The organism is Candidatus Oscillochloris fontis (assembly GCF_004138135.1).
Taxonomy (GTDB): domain Bacteria; phylum Chloroflexota; class Chloroflexia; order Chloroflexales; family Chloroflexaceae; genus Oscillochloris; species Oscillochloris fontis.
In genome coordinates this window covers 1-23,564 of the sequence record NZ_RYFD01000025.1, presented here as the reverse complement: position 1 = coordinate 23,564, position 23,564 = coordinate 1, and the positions used below count along the sequence as shown (strand labels likewise).

General features: G+C 59.1%; 18 protein-coding genes. 9 read left to right on the top strand and 9 right to left on the bottom strand.

Going from position 1 to position 23,564, the window contains the following annotated elements:
* Positions 1 to 53: 53 nt before the first annotated feature.
* Positions 54 to 626 carry a DUF1294 domain-containing protein gene (locus tag EKD03_RS10785; protein ID WP_161569240.1) on the top strand — a complete coding sequence of 191 codons (573 nt, stop codon included), beginning with the start codon at positions 54 to 56 and terminating at the stop codon, positions 624 to 626.
* 48 nt (positions 627 to 674) lie between these two features.
* Complete coding sequence (gene mfd, locus EKD03_RS10780; RefSeq protein ID WP_129630442.1) at positions 675 to 4,190, top strand: transcription-repair coupling factor; 3,516 nt, start codon at positions 675 to 677, stop codon at positions 4,188 to 4,190.
* Here the strand turns inward: mfd and EKD03_RS10775 are convergent.
* The 6 genes from EKD03_RS10775 to EKD03_RS10750 all read right to left on the bottom strand — a co-directional run bounded on the left by EKD03_RS10775 (position 4,187) and on the right by EKD03_RS10750 (position 10,683).
* A complete protein-coding gene (locus EKD03_RS10775; RefSeq protein ID WP_129630440.1) occupies positions 4,187 to 5,164 on the bottom strand; it encodes a magnesium transporter CorA family protein in 978 nt (325 codons plus the stop codon). The genes mfd and EKD03_RS10775 overlap by 4 nt on opposite strands.
* Positions 5,165 to 5,417: 253 nt before the next feature.
* Positions 5,418 to 6,983, bottom strand: coding sequence for an L-glutamate gamma-semialdehyde dehydrogenase (pruA, locus tag EKD03_RS10770; RefSeq protein WP_129630438.1), 1,566 nt, complete (start codon positions 6,981 to 6,983; stop codon positions 5,418 to 5,420).
* A 94-nt stretch (positions 6,984 to 7,077) separates the two neighbouring features.
* Positions 7,078 to 8,067 carry a UDP-glucose 4-epimerase GalE gene (galE, locus tag EKD03_RS10765; RefSeq protein WP_129630436.1) on the bottom strand — a complete coding sequence of 330 codons (990 nt, stop codon included), beginning with the start codon at positions 8,065 to 8,067 and terminating at the stop codon, positions 7,078 to 7,080.
* A complete protein-coding gene (locus EKD03_RS10760) occupies positions 8,064 to 8,651 on the bottom strand; it encodes a hypothetical protein (RefSeq protein WP_129630434.1) in 588 nt (195 codons plus the stop codon). The genes galE and EKD03_RS10760 overlap by 4 nt, the downstream gene beginning before the upstream one ends.
* A gap of 24 nt (positions 8,652 to 8,675) precedes the next feature.
* Complete coding sequence (aroA, locus tag EKD03_RS10755) at positions 8,676 to 9,983, bottom strand: 3-phosphoshikimate 1-carboxyvinyltransferase (protein WP_129630432.1); 1,308 nt, start codon at positions 9,981 to 9,983, stop codon at positions 8,676 to 8,678.
* 31 nt (positions 9,984 to 10,014) lie between these two features.
* Entirely contained in the window at positions 10,015 to 10,683 is a 669-nt protein-coding gene (locus tag EKD03_RS10750) for an FHA domain-containing protein (protein WP_129630430.1), read from the bottom strand.
* A 233-nt stretch (positions 10,684 to 10,916) separates the two neighbouring features.
* Here EKD03_RS10750 and EKD03_RS10745 point away from each other — a divergent pair, with 233 nt between their 5' ends.
* Together EKD03_RS10745 and EKD03_RS10740 are read left to right on the top strand one after the other, a co-directional pair.
* Positions 10,917 to 11,687, top strand: coding sequence for a ParA family protein (locus tag EKD03_RS10745; protein WP_129630428.1), 771 nt, complete (start codon positions 10,917 to 10,919; stop codon positions 11,685 to 11,687).
* Entirely contained in the window at positions 11,671 to 12,690 is a 1,020-nt protein-coding gene (locus EKD03_RS10740) for an alpha/beta fold hydrolase (protein WP_161569239.1), read from the top strand. Before EKD03_RS10745 ends, EKD03_RS10740 begins: the two co-directional genes overlap by 17 nt.
* Positions 12,691 to 12,751: 61 nt before the next feature.
* On the opposite strand, the gene EKD03_RS10735 is transcribed toward EKD03_RS10740, so the two are convergent.
* Positions 12,752 to 13,603 (bottom strand): tetratricopeptide repeat protein, encoded by an 852-nt coding sequence (locus EKD03_RS10735; protein WP_129630424.1) that lies wholly within the window; start codon positions 13,601 to 13,603, stop codon positions 12,752 to 12,754.
* A gap of 135 nt (positions 13,604 to 13,738) precedes the next feature.
* Positions 13,739 to 14,974 carry a diguanylate cyclase domain-containing protein gene (locus EKD03_RS10730; RefSeq protein ID WP_129630422.1) on the bottom strand — a complete coding sequence of 412 codons (1,236 nt, stop codon included), beginning with the start codon at positions 14,972 to 14,974 and terminating at the stop codon, positions 13,739 to 13,741.
* Positions 14,975 to 15,232: 258 nt separating this feature from the next.
* Here EKD03_RS10730 and icd point away from each other — a divergent pair, with 258 nt between their 5' ends.
* The gene (gene icd, locus EKD03_RS10725) at positions 15,233 to 17,044 is read left to right on the top strand and encodes an NADP-dependent isocitrate dehydrogenase (protein WP_129630420.1); all 1,812 of its coding nucleotides are present in this window, start codon (positions 15,233 to 15,235) and stop codon (positions 17,042 to 17,044) included.
* Between the two features lie 58 nt (positions 17,045 to 17,102).
* Here the strand turns inward: icd and EKD03_RS10720 are convergent, their stop codons facing one another.
* Positions 17,103 to 18,761 (bottom strand): hypothetical protein, encoded by a 1,659-nt coding sequence (locus EKD03_RS10720; protein WP_129630418.1) that lies wholly within the window; start codon positions 18,759 to 18,761, stop codon positions 17,103 to 17,105.
* Positions 18,762 to 18,920: 159 nt separating this feature from the next.
* On the opposite strand from EKD03_RS10720, the gene EKD03_RS10715 reads away from it, so the two are divergent.
* The 4 genes from EKD03_RS10715 to EKD03_RS10700 form a co-directional block, all read left to right on the top strand.
* On the top strand, positions 18,921 to 20,114 hold the full coding sequence (locus EKD03_RS10715) for an HD-GYP domain-containing protein (protein WP_129630416.1): 1,194 nt from the start codon (positions 18,921 to 18,923) through the stop codon (positions 20,112 to 20,114).
* A 2-nt stretch (positions 20,115 to 20,116) separates the two neighbouring features.
* A complete protein-coding gene (gene hypF, locus EKD03_RS10710) occupies positions 20,117 to 22,441 on the top strand; it encodes a carbamoyltransferase HypF (RefSeq protein WP_129630414.1) in 2,325 nt (774 codons plus the stop codon).
* Between the two features lie 13 nt (positions 22,442 to 22,454).
* Entirely contained in the window at positions 22,455 to 22,688 is a 234-nt protein-coding gene (locus EKD03_RS10705) for a HypC/HybG/HupF family hydrogenase formation chaperone (protein ID WP_129630412.1), read from the top strand.
* Positions 22,689 to 22,951: 263 nt separating this feature from the next.
* Positions 22,952 to 23,564: hypothetical protein (locus EKD03_RS10700; protein WP_476695791.1), on the top strand; the 613-nt coding region annotated here is incomplete at its 3' end.

Here is a 23,564-nt window from a genome sequence, read left to right as displayed (position 1 = left end):
ACGTGTGGACAGGTACATGTTCTATAGCAAGCGATGATCCCAAGGAACCCTGTATGTTGTATCTACCCGGCAAGATTACGATGTGGAAAGAAGATCGCGGCTATGGCTTCATCACGCCCGATCATGGTGGCCCGGATGTCTTTTTGCATGCCAGTATTTTGCCCAACGAACTCAAACAACCACCCCTACAAACCGAAATCTCCTACGTAGTCGGATATGACAAACAAAACCGTCCGCGTGCGGTTGCGGTGCGCTTTAAGCGCGATCCCACCACGATGTCTATCGTTCCGGCGTTGATCGTGGCCGCCTTCTTTGGTCTGCTCGCTGTGCTGATCATTATTCTTCATATCACACCGATCATATTCGTGGTCTATATTCTAATGAGTCTTCTAACCTTTATCGTCTATGCCACGGATAAACAGAGCGCGATTGTGGGTGAGCGGCGCATCCCAGAGCGCACGCTACACCGGCTCGAATTCCTGTGTGGCTGGCCGGGGGCGCTCTTTGCCCAGCAGTACTACCGGCATAAGAGCCGCAAACAGGAGTATAAGACCACCTTCTGGCTGATGACGGTGTTGAATCTGATTGTGTTGTTGGGGTATGTGTTGGTGGAGATGCTGGTATAATCCCCTCACAAGGGCCGGTCAGGGTGATCGGGCCGCTTTTGGGTTGCCATGCAGAGACTTGCCGACATCATCACCGAGATCGCCGACCTCCCGGCGAGTGCTGCGTTAGCCCGTAGCCTTGCCACTGGCCCGCGCCAACAGCGCGTCGCGCCCGTACCGAATGCCGCGCGTGTGCCGCTGGTTGCGGCGCTGAGCCTGCATAGCCGCACTCCGCTGCTCTATGTCACGATCAATGCCGATGCGGCGCTGCGGGCGGCCGATGATCTGCGCCAGTGGCTTGGCCCCGATGCGGTGCTGCACTATCCGGCCAGCGACGCGATGCCCTATGAGCATATGTCGCCCGGTGATGAGGTGATCGCCCAACGTCTGCGCGTGCTGCAACTCCTCGCCACTGGGCTCCAGCCACCCGTGATTCTGGTCGCTCCGCTCAAGGCGCTGCTCCAACCCACCCTCAGCCCCACCGAGTTGGCGGGTGCGAGTATGACGTTGCAGCGCGATGCGGTGCTGAATCAGGAGCGCCTGCTGCGGACTCTGGTGGCACGCGGCTACCGCCCTACCTCGGCTGTCACCGCGCCCGGTGAGATCAATCGGCGCGGCGGGATTGTTGATCTCTGGCCAAGTGCCGATGATCGCCCGCTGCGCATCGAGTTCTTCGGCGATGAGATCGAGAGCCTGCGCCGCTTTGACCCGGCCACCCAGCGTAGTGAGCAGCGGATTGAGGTGGCGCGTGTCAGCCCACCCCACGAGATCCCGCTCTGGAACCGCGAGCAGGCGCTGGCCTGGATCGAGAGCCTGGACTGTAGTGATCTGCGCCGCGAAACGCAGGCGGAGTGGAACGCTGCGCTTGAGCGGCTGCGCGCCGGGGAGCGCTTTGAGGGCCGCGCCTTCTATGCGCCCTTCTTCCGCGCCCCGATTGGCCCCGCCAGCCCCACCCTGCTCGACCACCTGCCTCCAGAGTGCCTCGTGTTGCTCAGTGAGGCCCACATGTTGGCCCATCACGCCGGTGAGTTGGCGCAGCATGCCGAGGCGCAGCGCTTCAAACTGATTGGTCAGCACGAACTGCCCGCCGCCTTCCCGCGCCCCTATCTGAACTGGGACGAGAGCGGCTTGGATCAGGTGCGCGCATCCTACCGCCTGGTGGATCTGAGCCATAACGAGGATGCCAGCGCTCTGGCTGCGCCCGCCTTCGGGGCCGCTGAACACTTTGGCGGCCAGTTCCGCCGCCTGATCGCCGACATTGTCGCTCGGCTGCGCGCTGGCGAACGGGTGGTGGCGGTCACTGCGCAGGCGGCGCGTCTGCAAGAGTTGGTGAGTGAGGAACTGCATGGCGCGGCCACCTCGGCAGCATTTGTGGCCATTCATGGGATGATCGAGGCGGGTTGGCGCTTGCCGAGCGCCAATCTGACCCTCTACACCGATAGCGAGATCTTCGGCATTCGTCAGCGCCGCCCACTTGCCGAGCGTCGGCGCAAGAATCGCCATGTGGAAGATCGCGCCGCCTTTCTGCGCGGGCTGAAGGTCGGCGATTATGTGGTGCATATTGAACACGGTATCGCCATCTATGATGGCCTGATCCGGCGTACCGTCGGCGAGATCGAGCGCGAATACCTGGTACTGCGCTATGCCGCCGGGGATAAGATCTATGTCCCGGTAGACCAGATTGACCGTGTGACGCGCTATATCGGCGCCGGGGATAGTTCGCCCACACTGACCCGCCTGGGCACCCAGGATTGGGAGCGTGCCAAGCGCAAGGCGCGTGCCGCTGTGCAGGATCTGGCTCAGGATCTGTTAGCCCTCTATGCGCAGCGCCAAACCAAGCGCGGCTACGCCTTCAACCCCGATAACGAGTGGCAGCACGAACTAGAAGGCTCCTTCCCCTATATTGAAACCGAGGATCAACTGCGCGTCTTGGCCGAAGTTAAGCACGACATGGAACATGATGTGCCCATGGATCGCCTGATCTGTGGCGATGTGGGCTTCGGCAAGACCGAAGTGGCGCTGCGCGCTGCCTTCAAGGCGGTACAGGATGGCAAGCAGGTGGCGCTGCTAGTGCCGACTACCGTGCTGGCGCAACAACACTTCGAGACCTTCAAACAGCGCATGGCCGCCTTCCCGCTAAAGGTTGAGATGCTTTCGCGCTTCCGCTCGGCCAAGGAGCAGGATGTGATTATGCGCGAGCTGCTGCTGGGGCGGGTGGATATTCTCATCGGGACGCACCGCCTCCTCAGTAAGGACGTGATCTTTAAGGATCTGGGGCTGGTGATTGTGGACGAGGAGCAGCGTTTTGGCGTGCGCCACAAGGAACGGCTCAAGCAACTGCGCGCCGAGGTGGATGTATTGACGCTCACCGCCACGCCCATCCCGCGCACCCTGCACATGGCCATGGCCGGTATCCGCGACCTGAGCGTGATTGACACCCCGCCCGAAGATCGCATCCCGGTCAAAACCTACGTCACCCCCTACGACGAGACGCTCATCCGCGAGGCGATTCTGCGCGAGTTGGAGCGCAACGGCCAGGTCTACTTCGTACATAACCGGGTGCAGAGCATCTACCACGTGGCCAACCACCTGCGCAACCTCGTTCCCGAAGCCAACATTGGGGTCGGGCATGGCCAACTCGGCGAGCGCGAGTTGGAGCAGGTGATGATTGACTTCTTCGAGGGTCGCCATGACGTGTTGGTCTGTACGACCATCATCGAGAGCGGGCTGGATGTATCGAGCGCCAACACGATGATCATTGACGACGCGACCAACTTTGGCCTGGCACAGCTCTATCAGTTGCGCGGGCGCGTGGGGCGCTCGGCCAACCGCGCCTACGCCTACCTCTTCTACAAGGCGGATCGCGCCATGACCGAAGAGGCACAACAGCGCCTCGAAGCGATCCAGGAGGCCACCGAACTGGGTGCAGGCTTCCGCGTCGCCATGCGCGACTTGGAGATTCGTGGGGCGGGCAACCTGCTCGGAGCAGAACAGAGCGGCCACATCGCAGCGGTGGGCTTCGATCTCTACTCGCGGCTGCTAGAGCAGGCAGTGCAGCAACTCAAACAGCGCGTAGATGCCGCGCAGCACCCCAGCGCCACCCCGCAGCCCCCACCTACCGCCCCGATCATCAACGAGAAGGTGCTGGTAGCCCCGTTGGTGACGCTCGATCTGCCCCTCACCGCCTACCTACCCAACGACTACATCCCCGATGATGCACTGCGCTTAGGCGTCTACCAGCGCATGGTGGGCAGTGAAGAGATCGCCGAAGTGCGTGCATTACGTCAAGAACTCCAAGATCGCTTCGGCAACCCGCCGATCCCCGCGCTGCACCTCCTCACCTGGCTCCAGATCAAGGCGCTCGCATTGCAGGCCGGAGTCACCTCAGTGACCACCAGCAACGAAGAGTTCATCATCCGGCAGCCGATCCTGGATACAGCCGCACGCGAACGGCTACGCCGCCGCTACGGACGAGACCCCAACATCAAAGTGGGGCCACAATTCATCCGGCTCAACCGGCGCGGCGTGGGCGAGCAGTGGAGCGAGAAGGTGATGGGGGTACTGGAGGTGCTGGCGGCCACCTAAATCATCCGCTTCAAACGGAAGAAGAGATAGAGGCCACCCGCAATCACCACCATTACCGCAATGGTGACCGGCAACGCCAGGGGATGCTCGGCATACGGAATGGCCACGTTCATTCCCAGGATGCTGGCGACAAGCGTCATCGGCAGCATAATGACCGAAATCAGGGTAAAGATCTTCATCTCCTGATTGATGCGGTGCGAAGTAAGACTACTCAACGTCGCATCCAAGCCCTCGATAATCTCCTTCTGCTCCTCCAACATATCCCACAGCCGAGTCATACCATCGGTGAGATCACCAAAATAGGCATCTTCATCAAGGCGCAAGTAATCCAGTTCACGCGCTGCCAAGTAGCGAATAACCGGGATATTCGGCTTAAGAATGCGGCGCAGGGCAATAATATCGCGGCGCAAATAGGAGAGTTCCTCCACCGTAGATTGCACATCCCGCTTAAAGATACTCTCCTCAAGTGCATTAAGTTTCTCATCTAAACGGTAGAGCATGGGGAAGCAATAGTTGATCATGGATTCAATCTGGCGATAGATCAGAAAACCAGAGCTACGCCCCATCAACAACTGCCGCCCGCGCTCATCATCGGCGGTCTGCGCAATCCGCCGCATCGGACGCAACTGACCATCGTGGAATGTCACCACATAATCACGCCCCGCAAAGATGTCTACCTCACTCGCAATTGAGAGGCGATCAATCGCATGGAAGACCGGGAAATGCAGCACCAGAAAGACATACTGCGCCTCCTCATTCTCATCAATCTTGGGGCGCTGAAGCTTCGAGAGCACGTCCTCGGTATGGAGAGGGTGGAACTGGTAATGTCCAGCAATAGAGAGAACATCATCACGAGTCGGATAGGCCACATCAACCCACGTCAATCCACCCTCAGTAAAGCAGTTCTGGATCGAAACCGGGCCACTCAGCACGGTGGGTGGCGGTGCAGAATGGGGAATCAGTGTCTTACGCATAAGATGGCGTCCTCAGATCAGATCGGGCAGTATTCACCCCCATTATACGCCCGTCCATGATCGAAGAATGTTGTTCGGCTCGTTTTAGTGGATGAGCATGTGGTGTCCCCCCCTCCTTCAACACTGCATCGCTCGTCCCCCCAACAACAACCGGCCCATTATGGGCCGGTTGTTGGCGTTGAAGATCTGTGTGGTCGTGTGTGGCGGCTACGCCGCCACACACGACCACACATTAGGTTTGGGGATGATATACCTACAACCGTTCAGCCATTGCCTTCGCCTGGGTGAAGAGGCGCAGGTAATCCGGGCCACCCGCTTTGCTGTTGCTGCCCGACATGTTGAAGCCGCCGAAGGGGTGAATGCCCACCAACGCCCCGGTACACTTGCGGTTCAGGTAGAGGTTGCCGACATGGAACTCGTCGCGTGCCCGTTCCAGATGCGCCAGATCGCGGGAGTAGAGCGCCCCCGTCAGACCATACTCGGTGTCATTGGCTATCGCCAGCGCCGCATCAAAGTCTTTGGCCTTGATCAGCGCCAACACCGGGCCAAAGATCTCCTCTTGGGCGATGCGCGCATGCGCGGCTACATCGGCAAAGATCGTCGGGTTGATGAAGAAGCCGCCATCCTCGATCAGCTTGTGATCCACCACTTCGCCCCCCAGCACAAGGCGGCCCTCTTCCTGACCCAAAGCGATATACTCGCTGATCATATCGAAGGCGCGCTTGTCAATCACGGCGGCGACGTGGGTTTCGGGCAGTGCGGCATGGCCCAAACGAAGTTCGGCGGCACGCTCAAGCAAACGCTGGAGGAAGGCGTCATACACCGACTCGACCACAATTGCGCGTGAGCAGGCGCTACACTTCTGGCCCTGGAAGCCAAAGGCCGCCGCCGTCACCCCTTCGGCAGCAGCGCTCAAGTCAGCACTCGCATCCACAATGATCGCGTCTTTACCGCCCATCTCCAGAATTGGCCGCTTGATCCAGTTCTGACCCGGCTGGCGCACGGCGGCACGTTCCAACACCCGCAACCCCACCGCCTTCGAGCCGGTAAAGGCGATGAAGCGGATCTGCGGATGATCCACCAGAAAGTCGCCCAGTACTGCATCGTCACCGACTACCAGATTGACCACTCCCGGCGGCAACCCGGCAGCCTCCAGGATCTCCACGAGGCGCACGGCCAGCAACGGGGCACGCGGCGAGGGCTTGAGCACCACCGTATTGCCGGTGACAATCGGGGCGACGGTGAGGGTGGTGGCAATCGCCAGCGGGAAGTTCCACGGCGGAATGGCCAGCCCTGGCCCCAGTGGGATCTGGCGCAGTTGCAGGTACTCGCCGGGGTAGGGCGTAAGCGGCTGATCGCGGCCTTGCAGATCGAGCGCCTGCCGCGCATAGTATTCACAAAAATCTATCGCCTCGGCCACATCCGCATCGGCCTCGATCCAGGTCTTACTCACCTCATAGACAATCCAGGCCGCCAACTCCTCTTTTTGACGCCGCATCATGGCCGCTGCACGCAACAACACCTGGGCGCGCTGCTCCACCGGCACCCGCCGCCACTGCGCAAAGGCCGCTTCGGCGGCCAGCACCGCCTGGTGCGCCATGGCCTGATCAGCCATACTCACATAGCCAACCACCTTTTTGGGTTCGCAGGGGCTATACGAAGCCAGTTTCTGTGCGCTAAGCAGATGCTCTCCACCAATCAGCAACGGTGCGGTGGCCCCAAACTGGCCCGCGACATGGCGCAGGGCGCGCTGCATCGTCGCACGCCGCTCCGAGGTGGAGAAGTCGCCGAAGGGTTCGGGGCTGTAGGTGGGGAGCATAGGGATCTCCTTTTTTGACACCAATGTAGGGGCGAAGCATCGCCCTCCATGGGGTCTGGGGAATACGGACGGATTGGCGGGCGATGCTTCGCCCCTACGCGATGATCGAGTACCCATGCGGGTGGCTCCGGTGCCACTCCCATGCCGTCGCAATGATCGCCTCAATATCCGGGTAACGTGGCTGCCAGCCGAGTTCCTGGCGGATGCTCTCCGCAGAGGCTACCAGGATGGCCGGATCACCGGCGCGGCGCGGGCCAACCACATGCGGGATGGGGTGCCCCGTTACCCTCCGTGCCGCCTCGATCACCTCTAGGACGCTGAAGCCACTCCCATTCCCCAAATTGTACTTGCGCGAACCGAGCCGATCTAGCGACTCAAAGGCCAAGATATGCGCCTGAGCCAGATCAACCACATGCACATAGTCGCGGATACAGGTACCATCCGGGGTCGGGTAATCATCACCAAAGATCGTAATCTGTTCGCGCTGACCAAGCGCCACCTGGAGGATGAGCGGGATCAGGTGGGTTTCAGGGTCATGGTGTTCGCCGCGCTCCGGCGTATCGCCACTGGCATTGAAGTAACGCATACAGGCATAGCGCAGCCCATAGATACGCTCGAACCAGTGCAGCATGCGCTCAATAAAGAACTTGGACTCGCCATAAGGCGAACCGGGCACAATCCGCTCATGCTCATCAATTGGCATCTTGGCCGGATCATCAAACAGGTTCGCGGTGGAGGAGAGAATGAAACGCCGCACCCCGGCAGCCACCGCTGCCTCCAACAGATTGGCCGCATTCACCAGATTGTCGCGCAGGTAGAGCAGCGGCTGCTGCATACTCTCCCCCACCAGGGTGTAGGAGGCAAAGTGCATGATGCCGTCAATATCGGGATGCGTGGCGAAGAGTTGCGCCAGCGCCGCCCGGTCGGCCAGATCGCCCAGAATAAACGTGGCCGCCGCTGGCACCGCCGCCCGGTGGCCCTGCGAGAGATTATCAAAGACCACCACATGGTGGCCGGCGTCTAAGAGTTCGGCGGCGGTGGCGCTGCCAATATAGCCCGCTCCGCCGGTCACGAGGATCTTCATGGGTATTCCTTTGGTGGGAGTTCGGTGGCGGGCAGAGACACAATATCTTGCGTCTCTTCTACCGGCGGTACCGGCGGTGGCGGCACGGCGACCGCAAACAACGCCTGAATGGAGTTGCGATTGAGACAGACAAAGTTGCGATGCAGCGTAGACCCACCGCCGAGCGGAAAGATCGCCACACTGCTCAGCGCAATGAAATCATCGGTCATCTCGCTGAGCATCGTGCTGATCTCCATATCACTACGTTTGTAGAAATCAGCCCGAATGGCAAACGCCGTCGTAAAGAACATCATCGGCTGAGTATCACGCGGCGGGCTAGGAGCCACAAAGTCGGCGGGTGGCTCTGGCTCCTCTAATACCGTCACTAGCAGCGCTTGATTCAGATCAACCAACAGATGCGCAACTCGTTGCAGTTGCTGCGGCTTACCCAGCGGAGCCACCCCAGCGTCACGCAGCGTAATAAAGCGATTGATGCGGCTATTGAGCGCATCACTCAGTCGGCGGTAGAAGGGCAGATCGTAGGTACCAAAGATGATCAAGCCATCAGTAAAGACCTCGATCTTAAAGCTGAAGGTGTTCGTCATAGCATATACAAGGTCGCATGCATCTCAGGTTGCATGCTGCACCATGGTCAGCGTCTCCCAAAAACCAGGATACGAGACCGCCGCCGAATCAGGGTCGGCAATGGTCATCTCACCTGAAGCAACCAGCGCTGCCACCGCCCACGCCATGGCCAAGCGGTGATCGTGGTGACTCTGCACCTGCGCCCCACGCAGGAGCGGGCCACCCAGGCCAACAATCTTCATGCCGTCACTAGTGGGTTCGACCTTCACCCCCAAGGCACTCAGCCCCTCGGCAACCGTCGCGATACGATCCGTCTCCTTGGCGCGCAACTCCTGGGCATCGCGCACCAGCGTCTCACCCTCGGCACAAGCCGCCGCCACCGCCAGGATGGGGATCTCATCAATCAGACGCGGGATCAGATCGCCCGCGATCTCGGTACCCCGCAACGCCGAGGAGCGCACCGTCACATCTCCGACCGGCTCACTGCCCTCGCTGCGTTGGTTGGTGATCTCGATCTGAGCACCCATCGCCCGCAATACATCCAAGACCCCGCTGCGCGTTGGGTTGAGACAGACACCCGGGGTGGTCAGTTCCGCATCGGGATGAATCGCCGCCGCTACCCACCAGAAGGCCGCACTCGACGGATCGCCGGGAACCCGCAGCGATAACGGGTATGGCAACACCGGGTGGGTCGGTGGATGCAGGGTGATCTGCTCTGGTGTGATCTCCAACTCCACCCCCATGGCGGTCAGCATACGCTCGGTATGATCACGCGAATCGATCCGCCCGGTTAAGGTCAGCGGGCCACTACCACCCAAGCCAGCTAAGAGCAACGCCGACTTGACCTGGGCGGAGGCCACCGGGAGCCGGTAACTCCCGCCCCGGATCGAGGCACCACGTAGCGCCAACGGTGCCCGATCTCCGCCCTGACGACCATCAATCTGCGCTCCCAAGCTGCGCAGTGGCTCGACAATCCGGCGCTGTGGTCGCGAACGCAACGAGGCATCACCCGTCAGCACAGTAAAGATCGGCATCCCCGCCAACAAGCCCGCCAATAGCCGGAGAGTCGTACCTGAATTACCACAATCCAGCACATCGGCTGGTTCGCGTAACCCTTGCAGACCCACCCCATAGACGTGAACCTCATCTCCATTCTGAGTGACATCCACCCCTAGCGCACGAATACATGCAATCGTACTCAGGCAATCGGCCCCGGTCAGAAAATTGGTAATCCGGGCACTCCCCGACGCCACCGCATTAAAGATGACAGCCCGATGCGAGATGGATTTATCGCCGGGAACATCAACAACGCCGCGCAACTGGGCGGCCGTAGAAAGAGTTACAGATGACATAGTCGCTCAACGGGGGCAAGCCCCAGCATCCTCATGATTTCAGATCGGCGGAATCCGGGGACGTAATCAGTTTATACCCAAACCCACGTTGCGTCACCAAATAGCGCGGGTTGGTCGGATCTGGCTCAATCCGTTGGCGCAGACGGTAAACCAACGCATCAATCGCATTGTAGTCGAAGACCTCATAATCCCAAACATCGCGGGCAATCTCATCCTTGCTGATCACCTGACCACGCCGTGAGTAGAGCAGTTCGAGTAGGTGGAACTCCTTCACCGTCAGCGAAGGCTCAAGCACCTGGCCACGCAGAAAGACCTGCTTGGTGCGGCTATCTACCCGCAACTCCTCTCGCACTGCGCGGAGCAACTCTGGTGGCAGCGCACCCTTAACGGTGGCTTCCGGGTCTTGAAAGGTAATGACCGTATCAGCGATAATCACCTGATCCTGATTGCGCAATTCTTGGTTACCCGTCAAACGTTCACCGTTCAGGAACGTACCATTCGTGCTCTCCAGATCATGGAGTACAAACCCATCACCCTCGCGCACAAAGCGGGCATGGCGACGCGAAGCCAGCGGGTGATCGATCACAATATCGTTACTACTATCGCGTCCCACCGAGATCATCTCCTGATCCCATTCCAATTCACGATACTGCCCATCCTGGCGCTTGATTATCAGTTTTGGGGCAGGCGCAGAGAGCATCTGGCAGACCTCCACCATTGCATATAAGAACGTTGTTAAGGGTATTGTAGCATACCGCTTTCGGGTTATGCAGGGCATGTGCAAAGTCAGCTCCGGTGGGGGTGCGGAGGCGGCTGCGCCGCCCCAAGGACTTTGCACATGCCCTGAAAAAACAACACAAATTGGGGCTTGGGGCGCAACCCTGTGGTACAATCGGAATTAGCGGCGCATCGTCGTTGATGCACGAGGTATCTATGGGTCATACCTTCGCGTTTGCCATGCAGAAGGGCGGGGTCGGCAAGACGACCACCACGCTCAGTTTGGGTACCATGCTGGCCGGGCGCGGGCATCGGGTCTTGTTGATCGATCTTGATCCGCAAGCCAATCTAACGCAAGGGCTTGGTATCCAGCCCGACACGCTAGAGTATAGTGTCTACGAAGTGCTCCTCAACCCAGAGCGCGGGGTCGAGTTTGCCACCCAAACCACCGCTGCGGGCGTAGATCTAGTGCCAGCCTCGCTCGATCTGGCCGGGGCCGAACTCGAACTGGCCGGGAAGGTCGGGCGCGAACTCCTGCTGCGCAAAGCACTCCGCGCCACCCACACCGCCTACGACTACATCCTGATCGATCCGCCACCCAGCCTGGGCATCTTCTCACTCAACGCGCTGGCGGCTGCGGATTATGTGCTGGTGCCACTGCAACTCCACGCCTACGCGCTCAAGGCCATGCCCCAGCTTGAAGCCACCATCGAACTGATCCGCGAGATTCACCCCAACCTGAGCATTGGGGGCATCATCTGCACCTTGGCGGATCGGCGTACCAATCTCTCGCTCCAGATTGAACAACAGGTACGTACACGCTATACCGATCTCGTCTTTGAAACAACCATCCCGATCAACGTCAAGCTGGCGGAAGCCCCCTCAGCCGGACAGCCCATCGGGGTCTATGCGCCGCAGAGCGCGGGGGCCATTGCCTACGCCACGCTCGCTGCGGAGTTGGAGGCGCGCTATGCCACACCACGATGATCCACCCACTCCGATCCGGCGCGGGCAGGGCATCCGGCTCTCGACCCGCAAACCCGCGCCACTTGAGCCGCTCGATACATCGCCGCCACTGCCCCCCGATACCCCGATTGCGCGTGGGCGCGGTCTGCGGCTCACCAGCACCCCGGAGACGCGGGCACCCCACATCCGCCGCTCGGCCATCCAGATGGCGTCGGGGGTGATCAGTTACCTCCAAAGCGGCAGCGGCCCCGCCCTCATCCTGCTGCATGGCTTCGGAGCCTCCGGCAACTTCTGGCGCGGGGTGCTGCACTCCCTCTCACCCCAACATACCTGTTACGCCCCCGATCTGCCCGGTTTCGGCAATTCGCCCGCCCGCAATGCCGCACCCACCCTCGAAAGCCTCGCCTACGAGATCCTCGCCTTCGCCGATTCGTTGGGGCTTGATGAGTTTGACCTCGCAGGCCACGCCTTGGGAGCCGCCGTTGCCGCTACCGTCGCCGGACTTCAACCCGACCGCGTCAACCGCCTGGTGCTAACCAGCCTAGCACTACGGCCCTTTGCCCCAGAGTTGCTGGCGATGATCGTGGGCCGCTCACCCTTCGACGCCGCACTGACTATGGCGCGCCCAGTCCTTGATCTCTGGCGTCCATGGGCCAGCCTCGCCATGCGCGCCAAAGCCACCAGCCAACTGCTGGCCTCGCAACTCATGGCTGGCGCACCCGGCGATGAGCAACTGTGGCAGAGTTATCTGGTGGATTTTGCCAACGCCGATGGGCGCGCCGCGCTTACCACCTATGCGGCTCACGCCGACCCAACGCTGATCGCGAGCCTCGAAGCGATCCGTGCCCCCACGCTCCTGATCAGTGGCAAAGCGGATCGTATCGCCCGCCCCGCCCAGGCCGCTGCGGTACTCGAACGTATCCCCGGTGCCCAACTGGCCCTGCTGGAGATGTGTGGGCATCTACCGCCGATTGAATTTCCCGATGCCTACAACACCATCCTGCACGATTTTTTGTGTGCGTAGCGACGCAACATATTGCGTCTACGCTACCCCGCAACATGTTGAGACGCAATATATTGCGTCTCTAAAACAACGTATTTGCCAACTTGCGCCGATAGGCCGGCACCAACGGATCTTCATCGCCCAAGGCTGCAAAGAGACCCAACAACGCCTTGCGTGCCCCATCATCCTGGAAACTGCGATCACGGGCCACAATCGCGAGTAACTCACTCATCGCCCCGGAGTAGGCGCCGCTGCGTACCATCTGCGCCGCTTGATGGTAGCGTTGCGCCAGATCACCCTCGGCGGGTTGCGTGGCCAGCGCCAAAAAATCGGCTAAAGGCAACATCGCCTGCGCCCGTGCATAAAAGGACGTCCCCACCGGAATTTGGCGCAACGTCTGAAAGCCCTCGTCTTCACCCTGCATCAGCAACAAACGCCCCAAGTTGAACATCGCCCCCGCGTTCTGCGGATCTTCACCCAGAATCAGGCGGTAGCGCGCCGCCGCTGCCTGCGGATCGCTGGCCTCAAGCGCCTGGGCCGCCTCTAGGAGTGAATCGCCCTGCTGGGGCAGAAACCGCTTCAACCAGGTGCGGATCTGGGCTTCAGAGAGCGCCCCCACAAACTCATCCACGATCTTACCGTTGAAGACCGCCTTCACCGCCGGGATGCTCTGGATACGAAAAGTGGCCCCTAGGCGCTGGTTCTCATCTACATTTACCTTCGCCAACACCCACGCCCCCTTGGCTTCACTCGCTAGACGCTCTAGTGTGGGGCCAAGCGCCCGACACGGCCCGCACCAGGGTGCCCAGAAGTCAATCACCACTGGGACATCCTTGGATCGCGCCATCACCTCCTGCTCAAAGTTGCTCTCATCAACCTCGATAACCGCCGGGTGACGCTGGGTGGTTGGGTTCTGCTTCGTTCCGCTCAACATTATGGCTTCCTCATACTGAGATCTTTGCAACGTGTCTCCACCATTGTGATGCACCACAATGGCAGTACGTTACGCATTGTAGCCGATCCCTCCACCACCGAGAAGCCATCCAATGTTAGAGGAATGTATAAATCACTACTCCTCACTCTGCCCCGCTGACAAGACCCGGTACGGATCAACTGCACACACCACCATGTTCTTACCCGTCTGTTTGGCTTGGTAGAGCGCTTGATCGGCACGTTCCAGTAGGGTGGAAGCCCGAATCTCACCATGCGCCGTCGCGACCCCACAACTCAAGGTGATGTGGTCGCTCACCTGGCTGCCCTTGTGCAGAATATTGAGCGCCTCGATATTCGCCCGCACTAGTTCGGCTATTGCGTAGGCTCCGTCGGTTGTGGTATGCGGTAACACAATCACAAACTCCTCGCCTCCGTAGCGCGCCACTATATCACCGGGGCGCTTGATCGTCGCCGCTAAAGACATCCCCAGCTGGCGGAGCGCCTGATCACCCATCTGGTGCCCATAGATGTCGTTGTAGGTCTTGAAGTAGTCCACATCACACAGAATGATCGAGAGCGGTGACTGTTCACGCCGACTACGCAAGAATTCACGGTGCAGGTAGGCATCAAAATAGCGCCGATTATAGACCTGCGTCAGACCATCAAACTGCGACTGACGCTCAAAATCGGTGAAGGTCTGTTGTAAGCGACGACCAAAAAAGACCAACCCGACCAACCCGACCAAGCCAATTACCGCATGGCTCAAGATGATCGGCCAAATGACCACCGGGCGCGAGGCAAACGAGACACTAATGCCGCCCCGAATATCACCCACCTGATAACCTTGCACCTCATGGCACTTTAAGCAACTCGCTTGGGTAATCAGGGGCGCCATGTAACGAAAGGTCGGCAGATTCGTGGCATCCCAGGTATACGACTCGCTCATGCCCTGCTGCTCAAACGAAGATAATGCCTGTGCCTCCCAAGGATCAGCAACATTATCTGGATTGATCGGCTTAAGACTAGTAATATGAAAGCGAATTTGATTGCCTTTTTCGGCCAATTCGCCGATCAGACGAGTCATATATGCAGGATTGATCTTCGTCAGCACCATGCCATTCTCTAAACGCAGATCGCGATCCGCATCCTGAAGATAGGGGTTGGGCTGAATGTGCTCCGAAACCGGAACATACAAACCACCAAGCTGCGCATTCCATTCGCGCACCGTGACAATCATCTCAAAGAAGGCACGCCCAACTTGGATATCAGCATGCTGCTGCGCTGAACGGATTTGAGTGATATTCCATACTACTGAAGCGAACACCAACATCAACCAGAAGAGAATACTGATCGTTATGTAGTGGCGTCGCATGGGTATGCTGCTTTCTCAATCGAGGGGATAGCATGTTGAGGTATACCAAAATTATACCTATGAATAAAATTATGTCAATCCACACAAATAATGAACGTTTCCTGTGCAAAAGGTTGAGGTAGAGGCAAAGCAGTGCCCTCCATGGATCAGGGGAACCCGAACGAGGTTAGAGGGCGATGCTTCGCCCCTACTCCAACAATCTGCTATATAATACAATTGAATCCCACTGGCCCGATCTTTGCTTGAAGGAGAGTAGCAATGCCGAGCCGCGCCATACCCGAGGGCGGAAAGATTACGATAGACAACGGGGTGCTCAACGTACCGGACAACCCGATCATTCCCTTTGTCGAGGGTGACGGTACCGGGCGCGATATCTGGCGCGCCAGTGTGCGGGTCTTCGATGCTGCGGTTGAGAAGGCTTACGGCGGGACGCGCAAGATCCAATGGTACGAGGTGCTCGCTGGCGAGAAGGCATTTACCGAGACGGGGAACTGGCTGCCTGATGCGACAGTCGAAGCCTTTCGAGAGTATCTCGTCGGTATCAAGGGGCCACTCACCACCCCGATTGGCGGTGGTATCCGTTCGCTCAACGTCGCCCTGCGCCAGTTGCTCGATCTCTATGTCTGTCTGCGTCCCGTCCGCCACTTCGCCGGCGTCCCCTCACCCGTCAAGCGCCCGGATAAAGTTGACATGGTGATCTTTCGCGAAAATACCGAAGACATCTATGCCGGTATTGAGTATCGCGCCGGAACACCTGAGTCCCAGCAGGTGCTAGATTTCCTCCAGGCCACCTTCCCCAAGGATTTTGCCAAGATCCGCTTCGGTACCGCCGAACGCACCGATGAGTTCCTGGAGATGATCCATGAATCCCCGGAGGGTCAGGTTGATGTCGGAGTCGGCTTCAAGACGATGAGCCGCCTGGGTGCTGAGCGACTCGTTGGGGCTGCGATCCAGTACGCGATCAATTTTAAGCGCAAGAATGTCACGCTGGTCCACAAGGGGAACATTATGAAGTTCACCGAAGGGGCCTTCCGCGATTGGGGCTATGAGTATGCCGAGCGCACCTTTGGCGATCATGTCTATACCTGGGCGCAGTGGGAGCGCACCAAGGCAGCACGCGGCGAAGCAGCCGCGAATGCTGAGCAGAATGCCGCGCTAGAAGCAGGTAAGATCCTGATCAAGGACGCGATTGCGGATATTACGCTCCAGCAGGTGCTCACCCGCCCCAATGAGTTTGATGTGATCGCTACGCCGAACCTGAATGGCGATTACCTCAGCGATGCCCTCGCTGCCCAGGTCGGTGGGATCGGAATCGCTCCCGGCGGTAATATCAACTATGTCACCGGCCACGCGATCTTTGAGGCCACCCACGGAACCGCCCCGAAGTATAGCGATCTCGATAAGGTCAATCCCGGTTCGGTCATCCTCTCCGGCGATATGATGCTGCGCTATATGGGTTGGGTCGAGGCCGCCGACTTGATCGTCGCTGCGTTAGGGAAGACAATCACCGATAAGATCGTCACCTACGACTTCGCACGCCAAATGGAGCATGCCACCGAAGTTAAGACCTCCGAGTTCGCCGATGCACTCATCGCCAATATGGATGTCATCCTCGCCGGGGGTGGCCAGACCGATGAGGGTAGCGCCGTCGGCCCGGAGTTGCTCAAACGCGCCGAGGGTCGCGTCTATCCCCGCGAGACGGTCGGGTCGGTCATGACCCGCACGGTCATCGCGGTGCCTGGGGAAGCCTCGATCCGCGAGGTCTCGCAGCATATGCAGGCACGCGGTATCCATTCAGTGATCGTCATGCCCGATGCCACTGGCCAGTGGGGTATCATGACCATGCGCGATATTCTGAAGAAGATCGCCGCTATCGGCAAGGATATTAACGGCATGAAGGTGGAGACGGTCAGCACCCGCCCACTGATTACCGCCACCCCCGATATGACGATTGTCGAGTGCGCCCAATTGATGCTCGACAAGAATATTCGCCGCGTGGTGGTCACCGAGGATGAGGAGCCAATCGGGATCATTAGCGATACCGACATCTTCCACTTTGTGGTGGGGTAGAGTGTATGGTATGGTTTGGCGGCTTCGCCGCCAAACCATACCATACACGATCTTGTACCTACGGTAGGATCTCCCAGTTCCCTGCGCCCGACTGCGCTTGGGTATTCCCCGTAACGGTGAAGTAGACATCCACCCGCTTGCCGGTTGCCTTGCTGCGGAAGTGTACTGCATACAGCCCCGATTGGGCACCCGCCGGTGAATGCAGGTCTATCGCGGGCACATAGCCAATCCGCCCCTCAGTATCCGTCACCATCGGTTCAGCCTGTAGCACATAGTACCCACTCGGATTAGTCGTCCAGACCTCAACCGGCTCGCTGGGGTTAAAGCCCCAACCACGAATCTGGAAGGTGGTACCGCCTGGCCCTTCAGGCGGGGTCGAGCCACCATTCACACTCGCTGGGCGCGCTGTCCCCGGCCCGGCCACATAATCGCGGGTGAGTTTGAACGATGCAGCGGCGACCACATTGCTACTCCGCCCTTGAATCACCGCTTGGTAGACGCCATCGGGCAAGCCAGTGGTATCTATCAGCGTATAGGCCACCGTACCTTCAATCGCTACCTGTGGGATCACTTGGCTCTGGCCATCCGGCTTGGTAATCCAGGCACTCACCTGCTCACCCGCCGTAAAACCACCCCCGTACATCTCAAAGAGCGTCCCCGACGGTGCCGCCACCGGCGCGATCATGACCAAACCTTGGGTGGGGAGTTGATCATGAACCGGAACACCAAGTTGGTCGGTATTGCCGGGGGGGGCGCTAGCCGTGCCACCCACGAAGAAGTAGCCCACCGCCTGTTTGCCACTACTCACGCCTTGGGCATTGAACGACCAGATCCCGGTTGGATCACCGGCGGCGGTAGTGATGGCAAGACTATCGCCGCCAATCCCACCACTGCCATCAGCCGTCACCTGGAAATCGGCCCCAGAAGTGGATTGATCGGGCAGGGTGATCCAGATCCCGACCCGCTCACCGGGCGTAAAGCCATTCGCACTGAATGCGAAACTCGTACCGGGCGGGCCACTCTGTGGCGTCACCGTCGCATTCACATTCGGTGGAAGAGTCGGCACGGGTACCGGGGTCGGAGCCGGTGTGCCTGGGTTGGTCAGATCGGTGGAGGCCAGTTTACGCCCTAGATGGCTCAGCAACACCCGCTCACCCGGCGGCAAGTTGGGCCAATACTCGAAGCGCGCTCGCTCGAAATATTGTACCGTGTGCCACTCGCCATCTTCGAGGATCTCGTCAATCTCCTCACTCAACGGGTAACCGAAGATGCGCACATCACCGCGAGTCTCCCAGATCTCCTTGAAACCATATTTAATGATATGCTGCGTCTCTGGGATGTAGCGCTGATCCGCACTATTCTCAATCGGTGGTACCTTGGGGAAGATCCGATTCTGTGTCACCTCAGCACCGAGGTTGCCGAGTTGTACCTGGAGTTGACCATTCACATCGGCCAGCTCGAACCTCGCCCGCTCGAACCACTGCATGGTTCGTCCATTCGCCGCCACAAACTCCGCACTAATCGGGAAACCAAAGATGGCAATCCCACCATTAGCTTCCCAAAAACTGCGGAAGGAACCACCTACCGAATGGCCCGTCTCAGGGAAATAGCGTGAATCATCCTGAGCAAAACTTGTCTGCCCTGTAGGTAGCACCAAACTGAGCGCCAGGAGAAGAATCACCACCTGCACTAGTGGGCGAGAGAACCTATGAGCCATCAGCGCCTCCTTACCTTATGATGCCTGATGTATAAACCTCATCATTGTCAAGCATCTCGTATCCCAAGCGGTTTGTCAAGACACTGAACTTCCCGGAAACTCTAATTCTTGCTACAATACCTCTACCCTGCCCCGTAATCAGATGAAGAAGGCTTTCTTATGCAGAAAGATCGGGGACATCGCCGCTTTGCGGTTCGCATTACCATCATCTATGCAACCATGAGCACGCTCTGGATTATTGCGAGTGATGTGCTTCTTATCTATGAGTCTCAATTCAACAGCTTGGAATTGAGTTTGTATAATATCGCCAAGGGGCTATTCTTTGTCTCCGTTACCGCCAGTATCCTCTTTTGGCTCCTCTGGGGAATTGAAGACGAGATCTTTCTCAAGAGTTCAGCACTTGAGGCGGCAGCGAATGCAATTGTGATCTCTGATATGAACGGTAAAATCGAATGGGTTAACCCAGCATTTGCGAAGCTTACCGGCTATGGTGTGGATGAGGCCAAGGGTCAGACGACCCGCCTGTTGCGCTCTGGACAACACGAGGATCTCTTCTATAAACAACTCTGGAATACCATCCTCGCCGATCAGGTCTGGCATGGCATTATGGTCAATCGGCGCAAAGATGGTACTCTCTATGATGAAGAACAGACGATTACTCCGGTAAAGGACGCACGCGGAGTCATTCGCCATTTTATTGCGATTAAACAAGATATTAGTGACCGCCGTGAACACGAATTAGCTCTCCAAAACGCCCACCGAGCGCTCACCGATGCTTACGATGCCACGATTGTGGGCTGGTCACGCGCCCTCGATATGCGCGATCAGGAGACCCATGGCCATAGTGAGCGCGTCACCGAACTGACCGTGCGTTTGGCCCGCACAATGGGGATCGCGGAAGAGGAGATCGAGCATCTGCGTCGGGGTGCCCTGTTGCACGATATTGGCAAGATGGGAATTCCCGATTCGGTATTACTCAAAACTGGCACCTTAACCGATGATGAGTGGGCCTTGATGCGGATGCATCCGATCTATTCCTATGAACTACTGCAACAGATCGAATTTCTCCGCCCCGCCCTGTCCATCCCAATCTCGCACCACGAACGCTGGGATGGCCAAGGCTACCCGGCGGGACTCAAGGGTGAACAAATTCCCCTCGCAGCGCGCATCTTTGCCGTGATTGATGTTTGGGACGCGCTCACCAATGATCGCCCCTACCGTAAGGCATGGCCACCCGAACGTGCCCGTAGCTATATCGCACAGCAGGCGGGAATTCATTTTGATCCTGAGGTGGTCACGGTCTTCTTGGAACATATTGATATGTGGATATCCTATGCTGAGAGGCATCCATGAGCATGGCCGCTCGCAATACAGGGCTACGCATCCTGGTTCGCGGTGCGGTTCAAGGGGTCGGGTTTCGCCCCTTTGTCTATCGGCTGGCCCATAGGTTGGCGTTGGTCGGCTGGGTGTTGAATGGGGGCGATGGGGTAACGATTGAGGTGGAGGGGAACGTGACCCAATTGGAAGCCTTTCTGCAACAACTCCAGGCTGCACCACCTCCACGTGCCCACATTATCCAGATCGAGACTACCTGGCACGCCCCCCACGGCTATACCGGCTTCCAGATCCGCCCCAGCCAGCCACATGGCCGCCCAACAACGCTCATCGCTCCCGATACCGCCACATGCCCCGATTGTCTGGCTGAGATCCGCGATCCTGCTAATCGCCGTTTTGGCTATGCCTTCACCAACTGTACCAACTGCGGGCCGCGCTTCTCGATTATGACCGCGCTGCCCTATGATCGCCCGAATACCACCATGCGCTCGTTTAGACTCTGCCCTGCTTGCGGGGCTGAGTACGGCGACCCTGTTGATCGCCGTTTTCACGCCCAGCCCAACGCCTGCCCCGTATGCGGGCCGCGACTGGCGTTTAACGTGGCGGGAGAGGCCGCATCTCCCGCCACGGATGATCCCCTCAACGCTGCTGCTGCCGCGTTGCGCCAGGGGCAGATCCTGGCCCTCAAAGGGATCGGTGGCTACCAGTTGCTGGTTGACCCCCGCAATGCCGAGGCGGTGGCGCGGTTGCGCATCCGCAAAGCTCGCCCGGCCAAGCCACTCGCCCTGATGGCCCGCGATCTGGAACAGGCGGCGGCGCTAGTGCAGATTGATCCGCTCGCCGCTGATCTCCTCACCTCCGCCGAAGCTCCGATTGTGCTCCTCCCACGCACCACCCAACCGCGCATCCCGATTGCCGATGCGGTCGCGCCGGGTAGCCCCTACCTGGGCGTGATGCTCCCCTGTTCACCACTCCATCACCTCTTGCTGCACCGCCTCGATGTGCCACTGGTGGCGACGAGCGGCAACTTACGTGATGAGCCGATCTGTATTCACGAAGCCGAAGCCCACCAGCGCCTCGGCCAGATCGCCGATGCCTTCCTCACCCATAACCGCCCCATCGAGCGCCATGTAGATGATAGTGTGGTGCAGGTGATCGCCGCTACTCCACGCATCATCCGCCGTGCCCGTGGCTATGCACCACTGCCGGTGGCGCTCCCCGCAACGCCGCCGTCTACCCTCGCACTGGGGGGGCACCTCAAAAATACTATCGCGCTTAGCCTCGGACAGCAGGTCTTCATCTCGCAACATATCGGCGATCTCAGTACGCTTGAGGCGCGCTCCGCCTTCGAGCGGGTTATCCAAGACTTTTTGCGCCTCTACCCCACCCAGCCAGCGCTGGTCGCCCACGACTTGCACCCCGACTATGTGAGTAGTCAGGTGGCGCATACGACGCTCATACCCGATGTTCCGCGTATCGCCATCCAGCACCATCACGCCCACTTTGCCGCCTGTCTCGCCGAGCATGGGGTGCTTGAACCGGCACTAGGGGTGATCTGGGACGGGACAGGCTATGGCGTTGATGGCACGATCTGGGGCGGCGAGTTCCTGCTTGGTCAACTCCACGCCAGCCAGCGGATCGGCCATCTACGCCCCTTCCGGCTGCCCGGCGGCGAGGCGGCGGTGCGCGAACCGGCCCGCGTGGCGCTCGCGCTCCTCTGGGAGACCCTTGGCCCCGCAGGGGTGGAGTGCGCCGATCTGGCTCCACTGGACACCTTCAACCCAACCCAGCGCAACCTGCTGCTGCGGATGCTCCAACAGGGACTCAATAGCCCACGTACTAGCAGCGCCGGTCGCCTCTTTGATGGTGTTGCCGCGCTCCTCGGCCTCTTCCCACAGGTCAGTTTTGAAGGCCAAGCCGCGATAGCCCTCGAATATCTCGCCGATCCCTACGAGCAGAGCGCCTACCCGTTGGTGTGGGATCGAGGCGAAGCCCAACCCCATACCGCAGGCAGGGTTACATGCCCACCCAACCCGTTCGTCCTCGATTGGCGGCCAGCGATCAGCGCCATCCTCGACGATCTGCGACAAGGGGTAGCCCGCGAACGCATCGCCGCCCGCTTCCACAATGGCGTCATCAGCGCCATCTGCGCACTCGCCCGCCAGGTGGGGGTACACACAGTAGCCCTCAGTGGCGGTTGCTTCCAGAATCGCTACCTCGCCGAAGGTGCCATCAACCAACTCCAAATTGCCCACCAGCGCCCGTTACTCCCACGCCAAATCCCCGTCAATGATGGCGGACTGAGCTATGGCCAAGTTGCCACGATGATCTCTACAATCAACTGAAAAGGAACGCCCCATGTGCCTCGGTATACCCGGACAAATCATCTCCATGGAACCCAACGAGCTCGGCATGACCCACGGCAAAGTCAATTTTGGCGGTATCATCAAGGATATTTGCTTGGCCTACACCCCCGAAGCCCAGGTCGGTGACTATGTCATCGTTCATGTCGGCTTCTCGATCAGTATAATTGATGCCGAAGAGGCCGAGCAGACACTGCACTACCTGCGCGAGTTGGATCAGATTGAGTAGGGGCGAAGCATCGCCCCTACGCATGGATCAGGGCATGTGCAAAGTCCTTGGGGCTGCGCCCCAAACCCTCATTTTTGTTGTTTTTTGGCGGCGTAGCCGCCAAAAAACAACAAAAAAATATCTTCGGGGGCGGCGAAGCCGCCTCCAAACCCCCACCGGAGGTGACTTTGCACATGCCCTGACGCATGGATCAGCCTGATTGCCCTATAGACAAAAACACAGTATGATACGTCCAGATCATAGCTGATCGGAAGGAGCATAACATGAGCGAACAAGGGACTAGTCGCCAAGGTCGCTTTGGGGAAATGTTGGATCAAGCCGAGGCGATTGTCACCGGAGTTGTCCGAATTGGGTATGGTGTTGTTGGCTGGCCCCTCCAACTCCTACCAGAAGAGTCACGCATTCATATCAATAATGCGATCCGTGAGTTGAGCCATGGGGTCATTGACATTCCAAAGGGCTTGGCCGATATTGCCATCCGCGAAGTGGAGCATTGGGCTGATCACGATAGTCTACCAGCCGGGCGCACCACCCTCAAGGTGGAGATTATTGACGAGAGCTATACGGCACCAGCCCCCCGCCTGATCGCCGCCCCGGTTAAGGTCGAGGCACCTGCTGCTCCGGTCAAGATCGTGGCTGAAGAGCCTGCTCCGGTCAAGATCGTGGCTGAAGAGCCTGCTCCGGTCAAGATCGTGGCTGAAGAGCCGGTCGCCCCGGTCGTCGTCGAGGAGCCGGTCGCCCCGGTTGTCGTCGAGGAGCCGGTCGCCCCGGTCGTCGTCGAGGAGCCGGTCGCCCCGGTCGTCGTCGAGGAGCCGGTCGCCCCGGTCGCCGTCGAGGAGCCTGCCGCCCCGGTCGTCGTCGAGGAGCCGGTCGCCC

Bases quoted from the DNA above. Each gene is read 5' to 3' on its own strand.
- EKD03_RS10745 (WP_129630428.1), top strand. From the start codon at position 10,917: ATGGGTCATACCTTCGCGTTTGCCATGCAGAAGGGCGGGGTCGGCAAG.
- aroA (WP_129630432.1), bottom strand. From the start codon at position 9,983: ATGTCATCTGTAACTCTTTCTACGGCCGCCCAGTTGCGCGGCGTTGTT.
- EKD03_RS10740 (WP_161569239.1), top strand. From the start codon at position 11,671: ATGCCACACCACGATGATCCACCCACTCCGATCCGGCGCGGGCAGGGC.
- EKD03_RS10715 (WP_129630416.1), top strand. From the start codon at position 18,921: ATGCAGAAAGATCGGGGACATCGCCGCTTTGCGGTTCGCATTACCATC.
- EKD03_RS10705 (WP_129630412.1), top strand. From the start codon at position 22,455: ATGTGCCTCGGTATACCCGGACAAATCATCTCCATGGAACCCAACGAG.
- EKD03_RS10785 (WP_161569240.1), top strand. From the start codon at position 54: ATGTTGTATCTACCCGGCAAGATTACGATGTGGAAAGAAGATCGCGGC.
- pruA (WP_129630438.1), bottom strand. From the start codon at position 6,983: ATGCTCCCCACCTACAGCCCCGAACCCTTCGGCGACTTCTCCACCTCG.
- EKD03_RS10730 (WP_129630422.1), bottom strand. From the start codon at position 14,974: ATGCGACGCCACTACATAACGATCAGTATTCTCTTCTGGTTGATGTTG.
- EKD03_RS10750 (WP_129630430.1), bottom strand. From the start codon at position 10,683: ATGCTCTCTGCGCCTGCCCCAAAACTGATAATCAAGCGCCAGGATGGG.
- icd (WP_129630420.1), top strand. From the start codon at position 15,233: ATGCCGAGCCGCGCCATACCCGAGGGCGGAAAGATTACGATAGACAAC.
- hypF (WP_129630414.1), top strand. From the start codon at position 20,117: ATGGCCGCTCGCAATACAGGGCTACGCATCCTGGTTCGCGGTGCGGTT.
- EKD03_RS10735 (WP_129630424.1), bottom strand. From the start codon at position 13,603: ATGTTGAGCGGAACGAAGCAGAACCCAACCACCCAGCGTCACCCGGCG.
- mfd (WP_129630442.1), top strand. From the start codon at position 675: ATGCAGAGACTTGCCGACATCATCACCGAGATCGCCGACCTCCCGGCG.
- EKD03_RS10775 (WP_129630440.1), bottom strand. From the start codon at position 5,164: ATGCGTAAGACACTGATTCCCCATTCTGCACCGCCACCCACCGTGCTG.
- EKD03_RS10720 (WP_129630418.1), bottom strand. From the start codon at position 18,761: ATGGCTCATAGGTTCTCTCGCCCACTAGTGCAGGTGGTGATTCTTCTC.
- EKD03_RS10760 (WP_129630434.1), bottom strand. From the start codon at position 8,651: ATGACGAACACCTTCAGCTTTAAGATCGAGGTCTTTACTGATGGCTTG.
- galE (WP_129630436.1), bottom strand. From the start codon at position 8,067: ATGAAGATCCTCGTGACCGGCGGAGCGGGCTATATTGGCAGCGCCACC.